Source organism: Pseudomonas sp. NPDC089392, assembly GCF_044749595.1.
Taxonomy (GTDB): domain Bacteria; phylum Pseudomonadota; class Gammaproteobacteria; order Pseudomonadales; family Pseudomonadaceae; genus Aquipseudomonas.
Genome location: NZ_JBIVIF010000039.1, coordinates 16,847 through 28,342 on the forward strand (window position 1 = coordinate 16,847; position 11,496 = coordinate 28,342).

General features: G+C 65.5%; 7 protein-coding genes. 1 reads left to right on the forward strand and 6 read right to left on the reverse strand.

The features are described from left to right. Positions 1-23: 23 nt before the first annotated feature. From ACIP1G_RS25200 to ACIP1G_RS25215, 4 genes are read right to left on the reverse strand one after another with little or no spacing between them, the layout of a single operon-like run. The gene (locus ACIP1G_RS25200; protein WP_400741811.1) at positions 24-1,691 is read right to left on the reverse strand and encodes a DUF1302 domain-containing protein; all 1,668 of its coding nucleotides are present in this window, start codon (positions 1,689-1,691) and stop codon (positions 24-26) included. Then, positions 1,669-2,823: an MBL fold metallo-hydrolase gene (locus ACIP1G_RS25205; RefSeq protein WP_400741813.1), complete on the reverse strand. Its 1,155-nt coding sequence runs from the start codon at positions 2,821-2,823 to the stop codon at positions 1,669-1,671. Before ACIP1G_RS25205 ends, ACIP1G_RS25200 begins: the two co-directional genes overlap by 23 nt. Continuing rightward, entirely contained in the window at positions 2,816-4,669 is a 1,854-nt protein-coding gene (locus tag ACIP1G_RS25210; protein ID WP_400741815.1) for a long-chain-acyl-CoA synthetase, read from the reverse strand. The genes ACIP1G_RS25205 and ACIP1G_RS25210 overlap by 8 nt, the downstream gene beginning before the upstream one ends. Beyond that, positions 4,666-5,748: an alkene reductase gene (locus ACIP1G_RS25215; protein WP_400741817.1), complete on the reverse strand. Its 1,083-nt coding sequence runs from the start codon at positions 5,746-5,748 to the stop codon at positions 4,666-4,668. The genes ACIP1G_RS25210 and ACIP1G_RS25215 overlap by 4 nt, the downstream gene beginning before the upstream one ends. A 239-nt stretch (positions 5,749-5,987) precedes the next feature. On the opposite strand from ACIP1G_RS25215, the gene ACIP1G_RS25220 reads away from it, so the two are divergent. Beyond that, complete coding sequence (locus tag ACIP1G_RS25220) at positions 5,988-7,313, forward strand: spinster family MFS transporter (protein WP_400741819.1); 1,326 nt, start codon at positions 5,988-5,990, stop codon at positions 7,311-7,313. A 1,010-nt stretch (positions 7,314-8,323) separates the two neighbouring features. Here the strand turns inward: ACIP1G_RS25220 and ACIP1G_RS25225 are convergent. Together ACIP1G_RS25225 and ACIP1G_RS25230 are read right to left on the reverse strand one after the other, a co-directional pair. Next, a complete protein-coding gene (locus ACIP1G_RS25225) occupies positions 8,324-9,703 on the reverse strand; it encodes a DUF1329 domain-containing protein (protein ID WP_400741821.1) in 1,380 nt (459 codons plus the stop codon). Positions 9,704-9,790: 87 nt separating this feature from the next. Next, positions 9,791-11,479: a class I adenylate-forming enzyme family protein gene (locus ACIP1G_RS25230; RefSeq protein ID WP_400741823.1), complete on the reverse strand. Its 1,689-nt coding sequence runs from the start codon at positions 11,477-11,479 to the stop codon at positions 9,791-9,793. Between the last annotated feature and the right edge of the window lie 17 nt (positions 11,480-11,496).

Here is an 11,496-nt window from a genome sequence, read left to right on the forward strand (position 1 = left end):
CGCCAGCGTTGTCAGGTGATTGGTCAGAAGGTGTATTTCAGCGAGAAGGTGGCGTAGTCACGGTCGGCATACGGGCGCTTGATCGCATCCGGCGAGCCGAGGTAACCGACATAGGTCAGCGCGGCTTCCAGGTTGCCCAGGTACTTGAAGGTGGTGCCTACGCTGATGCGGCGGTCGCCCTGTACCCCGGAGATGCTCCCGGACATGGGCGTCGAGCCACTGAACACGTTGGAGAAGCGCACCGGCACTTCCAGATCCCAGCCTTGGAAAACGCCCGGATAACTGAACGATGCGCCGACGGTGTAGGCACTGGCATCGCGGGAGCGCCAGCCCGTCGCGGTTTTGTAGGTGAAGTCATCGGAAGCTCCAACCAAAGGTCGCAGGCTCGGCAGCAGCGCCACGCCCTGCAGGTTGCCGGCTGCCGAAGTGGCGTCGACGCTGTCGACGCGTACGTGAATGATCTCCCCGGTAAGGGTGGTCTGGCTGGCCCAGGGGCGGTCGCCCAGCACGCGCATGGCCGAGACCTGGAACTGCTGGCCCTTGCCGCGCGCCGGGGTAGGCCCCAGGCCGGTGCTGACCATTACCGGCGCACCGTCGCGGTACGACCATTCAGCGCCGATCTGGGTGTCGCCGAGCTTGGTCGACGCGCTGATGCCGGTGAGCTTTATGTCTTCGAAGTACTTCACCCGATAGCCGTTGGCGGCGAAGGCGAACAGGCCACCGCCTACCGGAACCGGGCTGTAGCCGACCAGGGCGGTGGCCGGGTTTTTGTCGTGGTAGTTGACGTGGAACAGCGACAGCTCCAGCGCCGGTACCGGCCGGTAGCGCAACTGCACGCCCCATTGGCCACTGTCGCGCGGCTCGTCGGTGCCACGGTAGGGCACATTGCCGGTCGGCGTGATGAGGAATTCACGGCCTGGGCCGATCACGTCGGTGCCCGACAGGTAGCTACCTACCGGGGCCAGCTCGGTGCCCTTCCATTCGTACTGCACGTAACCGCCCAGGGTGAACTGCGGGTTGAAGCGGTACGAAGCCGACACCTGGCCGACCGGCAGCAGCACTTCCTTGACTTCGACGCCGGGCTGCGCCGCCTTGACCGCATCCGAAGGGTTCTGCACCCCGTTGACCCCGGGGTAGTACAGGCTTTCGCCCCACGATTCGATATGGCGCCCGGCCTTGACGTCGAGCATCGAGTCGTTGTCGAAGCGCCAGCCACCAAACACATAGGCATCCAGCAGGCGGGAGCGGCCACCGCTGTAGTATTTCGCGTCGCTGGTGAATTCGTCGTTGTCGCCGGCCTTGTTGACCGTGGCCGGCGAGTTGTTGTCGTTCTTGCGGTGGTAGACGTCGTCGTAGAAGGTACTGGCGCGCACCACGGCGCCGTAGTTGTCCATGCGCATGATCATCTCGCCCAGGGCACCCAGGCGGTTGGTGGTCAGGCTGCCCTGGTTGAAGTTGCGGTCACCGTCGTCGGCGTTCACCCCCATCAGGCGGTCGCTGGGCTTGGCCAGGCGCACGCCGATGCCGTAGCTGGTGGTCACCGACCAGTCGATGGTGGCGCCATTGTCGAACTCGATGGTCTCCCCCGCCCAGGCCGATGCCGAGGCCAGGGCAATTGCCGCCGTCAGGCTGGCCAGCGGCAAACCGCGGCAAGCAAGGCCAGTACCGTTATTGTTGTTCTTGTCGATCACACGGACTCTCCTGATGGGCAACCAGCTGGCTGCCAGGAATGTTCAACGTTGCCGTCGAGCCGGGCGCGGCCGCAATTTTCCCCTGCGGGCCACGGCGGTAGCGGTAATGCGCCTGATGGAGTTCGCGCACCAGCAGCCCTTCGGCCATGAGGTAGTTGGCATGGGCCAACGTTTCGCCAAGCGCCATCAGTTCGTCGAAACGCCCTGACAGCCTGGGGAACAGCACGGCCATCAGTTCGAGCGCGCTACGTGGCTCGTCACAGCTGGCCAACATCCGCGACAACTGGGCCTGGTGATGCGCATGCAACTGGTCCAGGCGCGCGTGCAGGTTGTAGAACGGTCGCTCGTGGGCGGGCAGCACCAGTACGCTGTCCGGCAAGCCGCGCAGGTGGTCGAGCGAGGCCAGCCAGTCACGCAGCGGGTCGGCTTCGGGCTCGGTGGCATGCACGCCCACGGTCGGGGTAATGCGTGGCAACACCTGGTCGCCGGCGATCAGCACGCTGCCATCCTCGGCATACAGGCAAGCGTGCTCGGGGGAATGGCCACGGCCGATCACCACGCGCCACTGGCGGTTGCCGATGGGCAAGCGGTCGCCGTCGCGCAAGCGCCGGTAGCTGTTGAAATGCAACGGGCGGAAGTGGCCGTTCTGGATCAACCGGTACAGCTCGTCGATCTGCTCGTCGCTGAAGCCCGCCTTGGCATGGAAGTCGTGGAAATCCCAAGCCGGTGCCTGCCCCGCTGGCACCGTCACGTACAGCGAGCGGTACTCGCTGGCGGTCATGTACACTGGGCAGCGATAGCGCTCGGCGAGCCAGGCTGCCACCCCGGCATGGTCGGAGTGGTAGTGGGTGCAGATCACCGCCAGCACCGGCTGGCCGGCGAACAGCCCGGTAAAAACCTGTTCCCACACATCATGGGTTTGCGCGGTATTCATACCGCTGTCCACCACCACCCAGCCGTCGCCATGGCGCAGCAGGTACAGGTTGATGTGGTCGAGGCGGAACGGCAGCGGCATGCGCAGCCACCACACCCCGTCCAGCACCTCCCGCCACTCGCCGCTGCCTTGCGCCTGCGGCCAGGGGTAGCGCAGGCCACCCTCCAGCGCGTGGCCGTTGCCGTCGAGTTCAACCATGCTGGCCACCGATGAATGCTGGCAGGCCCACCTGCGCCAGCACCTCCACGGAATAGGGCTGGTAGCTGCGGCTGTTTTCATCGCGGATGAACAGCGGGTCGGCGCAGGCCTGCGGGCAATAGCCTTGGCGCTGCAAGTCGACCTTGCGCAACTTGAAGGTGCTGGTCAGGTCCGCCGCCGCACTCACCCGCACGAACATTGGCGCGGCATAGCGCGGCAGGCGTGCCTCGGTCAGCTGGTACAACGCCTGCGGGTCGAACACCTGGCCTGGCTGCATCAGCACTGCGGCCATGCCCGCCCTGCCCTCGTGCTCCGGCACCTGCACGCCGTAGACGTTGATCAGTTCAAGGCCCGGCAGGTCGCTGAGGGCGTCGGCCACCTCCTGGGTGGAGACGTTCTCGCTTTTCCAGCGGAAGGTATCGCCGATGCGGTCGACAAAGTAGCAGTAGCCGTCGGCATCCTGGCGCAGCAGGTCGCCCGAACTCCACCAGGCATCGCCTGCCTGCAGCACATCACGGCGGATCTTGCTTTCGGTGGCGGCAGCGCAGGTGTAGCCCTCGAAGCGACCGCCGCCAATGTCCGGGTGGTCGACGATAAAGCCCATCGCCTCGCCCACTTCGCCAACCTCGCACAGCTGGTAGAGGCCGTTTTCGTCACGCGGGTGGCAATCGTTCTCTACGTCGTAGCGCACCAGGCGCAGGTTGGTGCGGCTCCAGTCTGGTACCCGACCGCACGAGCCGAGGTAGTTGTCGACGTTGATCAGGTTGGTATTGGCCTCGGTGGCCCCCCAACCTTCGAACACCTGGATCGGCCCGAAACGCTCGACCCAACGCTGCCAGGCGTCGCCCGACAGGCCGGCACCGAGCATGCAGCGCAGGCTGTGCTCACGTTCGCCGGGCTGCGCCGGGCGGTTGAGCAGGTAGCGGCAGATTTCGCCGATGTACTGGAATACGCTGATGCGATGGCGGGTAACATCGCTCCAGAACTCGCGCACGCTGAACTTGCGCCGCACCACGATGCTTGCACCGACGCGCAGGGCGGTGGAAGTGACCGACGTGGCAGCGGCGCCGTGATACAGCGGCAGGCAGCAATAGAAGACGTCATCGGCCGTGGCCTGCAAGGTCACTTCCATCACATCACCCGACGACATCCAGCGCATGTGGCTGTAGCGCGCGGCCTTGGGCAGGCCGGTGGTGCCCGAGGTGAAAATCAGCAGCGTCGGTGCCTGCGCCTCGATGTTCGCGCGCAGCTCACGCGGGAAACGGCTGCGCGGGGCAACAGCCAGGTCGGCGGCAAAGGCCGTGTCGATACCGTTTGGCAGCGGGCCGGACCACGGCTGCTCGGCGTCGTTGACCAGCCACACGGGCAGTTGCGGTAGGCTCGCGGTGGCCTGCAGGCTGCCCATGCACTCTTCGCCCACCACCAAGGCCTTGGCGCCGGTGGTTTGCAAAGCGTGCAGCAAGGGTTTGCCAGATACCTGGGTGTTGATGAAGGCCACCACGACCCCGAGCTTGACCAGGCCGAACCAGCAGGCAAAGAACGCCGGGCGGTTTTCCATCATCAAGGCGCATACATCACCGGGGCGCAGGCCCCGGGCCTGGCAGGCATGGGCCATCTGGTCGGCCAGGCTGTCGACTTCGGCGTAGCTCAGTACCTGTTCGCCATAGATCAGGAACGGCCGCTCGGCGTGGGCATCGGCCTGCGCCTCCAGGCGATCGGCCAAGGTATACAGGTCGCGAGGTTTGATCAGCGCACTGGCAGCGCTGCGCAGGTCGAGCAAGGCCTGGGTCTGCTCGCGGCTGACCGGCTGCTGGGCCACGGCAGTGAGCGTTTGCGGCAGGTTCATGGCGTCACCTCCGCGCTGGCCTGCCAGCTGGGGTAATCGCTGTAGCCCCGTGCCCCTGAGGTGTAGAGGGTCTTGCGGTCAAAGCCGGCCAGCGGCCGACCGTGGCGCAGCCGCTCGACCAGGTCCGGGTTGCCGATGAAGTGCCGGCCAAAGGACACCGCCGCGCCCTCGCCCGCCTGCAGCGCTGCACACGCCGAAGCACCGTCGAAGCCATCGTTGAGGATCAGTGCCTGGCGGCTGTGCTGGCGCGCCAGGGCGAATGCATCGAGGTCGGCCAGGGGCGAACGCATGACGTGCAGGTAGGCCAGGTTCAATGGCGCTACCGCCGCGCACAGTGCCGCACTGGTCACGGCTGGCTCGCTGTCGTCGATGTCGTTGTAAGGGTTGCCGGGGCACAGGCGCAGGCCCACTCGCCCGGCGCCAATGGCTGCGGCCATGGCCTCTATCACTTCCTTGGCAAAGCGCACCCGGTTGTGGGCATCGCCGCCGTAGTCATCGCTGCGCTGGTTGCTGCTGGCAGCCATGAACTGCATGGGCAAATAGCCGCTGGTGCAATGCAGCTCGACGCCATCGAAGCCGGCTTCGCGGGCATTCAGCGCGGCCTGGCGGTAGTCGTCGATCACGCCAGCGATAGCTTCTACGGTCAGCGCCTCGGGCAGCTCGGTGTCGACCATGCCGGCGGCGTCACTGAACAGCTGGGTCCGCGCGCGAATCGCCGAGGGCGCCACCGTCGCTGCGCCCTGCGGCTTGTTATGACGGCTGGCGGCACGCCCCACATGCATCAGTTGCAGTACCATGCGCCCGCCCTCGGCGTGCACGGCGCGGGTTACCTGGCGCCAGGCGGCAATCTGTTCGGCAGAGTAGATCGCCGGGGTGCGGCAATAGCCCAGGCCACTGGCCGAAGGCGCGGTGCCCTCGGCCACGATCAGCCCGGCACTGGCACGCTGGCGGTAGTAGGCAACCATGTCGCTGCCCGGTACGCCTTGGCTGTCGGCACGGCTGCGGGTCATCGGGGCCATGACGATGCGGTTGGCCAACTGCAATTCGCCCAGCCGCACAGGCTCGAACAAGATGCTCATTTCAGCTCCTTCACTCTTCTTGTTACCGGTGTGCAAGGGGCGCGAAACACCGGGCATGGGCTGAATGATTCACCCTGGGCAGGTGCGAAACATCGTCCGTCGAGACTAGTCTTGCGCTGCCTGGCCAACGCCCGGCGAGGCGCACGCCGGCGCGGCGAAACTGGTCTGAACAGACGATGAAATCGCGCCAGGATGCGTCGAGCATCGTGCGCACCTAAAACAAGAAGCGGAGCCGTACAGTGAACCCATCCCCTCCCGTGACCTGGCGTACCCACTACGCCTTGCTGGTGCTGGCCAGCATCTACGTGTTCAACTACATCGACCGCCAGCTGATGGCGATCCTGATCGAACCGGTAAAACTCGAGTTCGGCATTTCCGACACAGGCATCGGCCTGCTCTCGGGCGTGACCTTCGCCGTGTTCTACACCGTGTTCGGCCTACCTTTGGGGCGGCTGTCGGACCGCATCGGGCGCAAGCCGGTGATCGCCTTCAGTTGCATGGCCTGGAGCCTGATGACCATGCTCTGCGGCATGGCCGGCAACTTCTTCACCCTGGTCCTGGCGCGCATCGGCGTGGCCATCGGCGAGGCTGGCGGCACCGCGCCGTCGGTGGCGATGGTCTCCGACCTGTACCCGCCGCAGCGCCGCTCCACGGCCCTGGCGGTATTGATGCTGGGCTCAAGCCTGGGCGCCATCGTCGGCCTGGGCCTGGGTGGCTGGATTGCCCAGCACCACGGCTGGCGTTATGCGTTTCTGCTGATCGGCGCGCCAGGCATATTCCTTGGCTTGTTGCTGTTGCTGACCGTGCGCACACCGGCACCCGTCAGGTTGCAGCAGACCAGCACCGTGGCGAGCGAGGGCTGGCTGCAGACCCTGGCCGAGCTGCTGCGCATGCCATCGTTCCCGTGGCTGGTGCTGACCGGCGGCTCGGCGGCGATTGCTGGCTACGCTATCGGCACCTGGAGCCCGAGTTTCCTGATCCGCTCCCACGGCCTCAACATGCAGCAAGCGGGATTTCTGGTGGGGGTGATCGGCGGTACCGGGTCGACCATCGGCACCCTGGTGTGCGGCATGCTCACCGACCGCCTGGCCCGGCGTGATGTTGGCTGGCAGATCGGCGTGCCGTTGCTGGGTACCCTGCTCAGCATTCCGTTTGCCCTGGCTTACTTCCTGTGGCCACAGGGCCTCGCCTTCTACATCGGCGATACGCCGGTGCCGCAGGCGTTTCTGTTCTACAGCGCGTTCGGCTTCTTTGGCGTGTGGTGGGCAACACCATGCCTGGGGGCGATCACCCACCTGTTCCCGGCCAACCGCCTGGCCCAGGCCACGGCAATCTTTGTAATGGCCATGACCTTGCTGGGGGTTGGCCTGGGGCCGTTGCTGATTGGCATGCTCAGTGATTTGTTCCTGCCGAGGTTGCAGGGGGAGTCGTTGCGGTATGCGCTGGCGGCTTCGGTGGTGTTGCTAGGGTTGGCGGCGGTGTTTCTGGCGGTGGCGTTGCCGCGGTATCGGGCGCAGATCAAGGGGTTGGCGGGTGGCAAGGTGGCTGGCGCGGTGGCTGTGTAGGGGTGGGGTGCCTGCCTCAATACCGGTGTGCACCACCGACCAATGTAGGAGCGGGTTCACCCGCGAATGCGGTGGCGCCTGCAACAGCGTACGGCCAGGGATATTGGCCCGCAGGCCCGGCCTATTCGCGGGTGAACCCGCTCCTACAACGGGCTGTGGAACCCGCAATACCGGCATGCACCACCGACCAATGCAGGAGCGGGTTCACCCGCGAATGCGGTGGCGTCTGCAACAGCGTACGGCCAGGGATATTGGCCCGCAGGCCCGGCCTATTCGCGGGTGAACCCGCTCCTACGACGGGCTGTGGAACCCGCGATTTCGGCGTGCACCAACGACCAATGCAGGAGCGGGTTCACCCGCGAATACGGTGGCGCCTGCAACAGAGTACGGCCAGGGATATTGGCCCGCAGGCCCGGCCTCTTCGCGGGTAAACCCGCTCCTACAACGGGCTGTGGAACCCGCGATGTCGGCGTGCACCACCGACCAATGCAGGAGCGGGTTCACCCGCGAATGCGGTGGCGTCTGCAACAGCGTACGGCCTGGGATATTGGCCCGCAGGCCCGGCCCATTCGCGGGTGAACCCGCTCCTACGACGGGCTGTGGAACCCGCAATAGCGGCATGCACCACCGACCAATGCAGGAGCGGGTTCACCCGCGAATGCGGTGGCGTCTGCAACAGCGAACGGCCAAGGATATTGGCCCGCAGGCCCGGCCTATTCGCGGGTAAACCCGCTCCTACGACGGGCTGTGGAACCCGCAATAGCGGCATGCACCACCGACCAATGTAGGAGCGGGTTCACCCGCGAATACGGTGGCGCCTGCAACAGCGAACAGCCAAAGATATTGGCCCGCAGGCCCGGCCTATTCGCGGGTAAACCCGCTCCTACAACAGGCTGTGGAACCCGCGATGTCAGTGTGCACCACCGATCAATCTTCCCAACAGCTCAACAAAAAAAGGCCTGCCAGGGTCACCCCTGCCAGGCCTCGATCACTCTCAGGGTATCAACCCATCAACGCCCAATCGCCCGCGCAGCATCGGCGGTGTACATATCCGGCGTAAACTTGCTCTCGTTGAGTATCGGCCCCTTCTTCGCCTCGTTGGTCATCCCGTAGCCGGTGTACTGCCCCGAGTTCAGGTCCATGAAAAACTGCGAACCCGCCTGCCAGCCACTCATGTCCGGGTGGTAGTAGTAGTTGATCATCGCGTGCTTCCACAGCTGCCCACGGGCATCGTAGTTGTCGGCCATCACCGCGTTCCAGGTGTCTTCGTCAATGAACAGCACGCGTTTGCCGTACACATGGCGGTAACCTTCCTTCAGGTCGGCCTCCACCACCCACACCCGGCGCAGCTCATAACGCATGAACTCGGGATTGGGATGGTTGGGCGTCAGCAGCTCGGCATACTTGACGGTACCGGCGTTGGCCTTGAAGGCGTTGGCCGGGCTGTAGATCTCGCGCTTGCCCAGCAGCTTCCAGGTGTAACGCTCTGGCGCGCCGTTGAACAGGCGGTCTTCATCCACGGTCATGGTGCCGTTGGTGCCGATCATCGGTTGGTCGTAGCCATACCCTGGCATCTGCCGCACGCGTCGGGTCGACGGGCTGTAGGCCCAGGCCTGGCGCGCAGAAGTGACGAAGTTGTAGGGCTCGTGGGCAATGCTGATCACACCGTTGTCACGGGCCGGCTTGAGCGTGGTGTTGTAGCTCATCGCCTGGACCATGTCGGAGGTTTTCGGCTCCACGGTCGGCGAGTTGGCCTGCGACAAGTTGCGCGCATGGGCGCGCCCCCAGCCGATGCTGCCGTTGGGCAGTACCGAGGCGAGGTCGGAGATCTTCTCCTCGGTGTAGGCGCGTGCCGGCAGCTGGTGGTTCCACAGCACTTCCATGCCGTTCTTGGGGATCGGGAACGGCACCTGGCCCAGGCCCTCGACACCCAGCCCGTCGTTCACCAGCTGCGCATGCAGGGCATTGTCCGCCACCCGGCGGCACACGTAGTCGGGGTAACGGAAGTCACGGTGCCCCGGGTAGATGTTCATCTTGTAGCTGGTCGGGTATTTCTTCAGCAGCGCCTTCTGCCCTTCGGTCAGGTGCTCGGCGTACTGGGCCATGTTCTGCGCGGTGATCACCAGGATCGGCTTTTCGTCAGCATACGGGTCCACCGGCTGGTCACCGGAGAACTTGACGTGGTTCCACCCCGGCACCTGGCCCAGGTACTTGCCGGTGTACGGCGGGATGGTGCCCGCCGCATTGCCGGCCTGCTCGGCACCGACACAGGTCAGGTCCTTGCCAAGCCGGGCGGCTTCTTCTGGCGAGACGGCGGCGTAGGCACCGGCCATCAGGCCGGTGTTGAGGGACAGAGCGGCTGCGAGTATCACACCTGTTGTTGTTTTCATGTACTGCCTCCTTCGCTGATAAAGCTTGTGGTATGGCTTCATTGTTCCGGTTCCAGCCGGCACGGCATCGTCCGGAGGGACTAGCAATCACGCGTTGCCCAGGCGTGCCTTGAGTTCGGCCTTGAGCACCTTGCCGGTGGCGTTGCGGGGCAATGGCTGGTCGACGCGGTAGATCTGGGCCGGCACCTTGTAGGCCGCCAGGCGTTCGCCGATGAACGTAAGCACCTGCTCGTCCGCCGGCAGGCTGGCCGCCGCGCCATGGATCGCCAGCGCTACCACTTCACCGAACAACGGGTGGTCAACAGCGAACGCTGCCGCTTCCAGCACCCCGGGCATGTCACTGACGCAGGTCTCGATCTCCTCCGCCGAGATTTTCTCGCCGCCGCGGTTGATCAGGTCCTTGACCCGCCCGCTGATGCACAGGAAGCCCTGTTCGTCGAGGTAGCCGAGGTCGCCGGTGTCCAGCCACCCGTCGCGCAGGGTCTGCTGGCTGGCCTCGGTGAGGTTCCAGTAGCCCTCCATCAAGGTTGGCGAGCGCAGCCAGATCAGCCCTTCGCGGCCGGCAGGCAGTGGTTGCGACGGGTCGTCGCCGATACACACGTCAACGATCGGCAACGGCCAGCCCGCGGACGCCGGCCGGTAGGCGAACAGATCGCCGCCAATCGCCGCGCCGATGCCATTGCTTTCGGTCAGGCCGTAGCCACTGCCGGCGATCACCTGTGGCTTGCGCCCGAGCATCTCGTCCAGCAGGCCGGCCGAGGAGGCACCACCGCCCAGGCCGAGACCGAACAGGCTGGCGGTGTCGCTGCCGCCATAACGTGGCGATGCCAGCAGCTGCTGCATCATCAGCGGCGCACCATTGAATTGGGTGCAGCGCTCGTCACGGACCAGGTCCAGCGCCTGCTCGGCATCCCACTTGTACATCAGCAACAGGCGCCGGCCCCCGCGCAAGGCCGAGAGGAACTGCGCGTGCAGGCCACTGACATGGAACAGCGGCACCGCCATCAAGCTGGTCGAGGCGAAGCCACTGCCAAGCATGCTGGCGATCCGCTCAGGCGACGTCAGCGCGCAGAATGCGCCCTGGAACTCCAGTGCGGTCAGCGCCTGGCAAATCGCCCGGTGGCTGGACAACACGCCCTTGGCCCGGCTGGTGGTGCCGGAGGTGTAGAGGATCAGCGCGGGCGCCTGCGGCTCGATGTCCAAGGCCGGCACCGGCAGCGGCTGGGCCGCCAGCAGGTCCTCGTAGCGCAGGCAATGCGCGGGCAGCTCGGCGTCGGCGGCACGTCCGACCACGATAAAGGTGCGCCCACTCGCCGCCAGGTCGCCTTGCAGCAAAGCCAGGCGCGGCTCATCGCCGATCAACAGGCGCGCACCGCTGTCTTCCACGCCATGCAGCAGTTCATCATGCAGGCCCCAGCTGTTGAGCGGCACGCACACTGCCCCGCAACGCTGGATGGCGGCAAAGGCCACCAGCCAGGCCGGCTGGTTGCGCATGGCTATCGCCACCCGCTCGCCGGGGCGCAGGCCCAGTGGGCCAGCCAACTGCCCGGCCAGCCGGTCGACAGCATCGAAATAGTCAGCGAAGCTCAGGCGCTGCTGTTGCCAGACGACAAATTCCTTGTCGCCATGCACCCGCGCCGCGTCGATCACCTGCAACAGGTTGCGCGGCGCCTGGCGGAAGTAACGCGGGCCACCACCGGCCGGGGTCATCATTTCGAAAGGCGAGCCAGGGGCCAGCAGCTGCTCCCAGGCTTGTCGCCAAAGGTCAATGCTCATCAGGGTTCTCCAGCCGC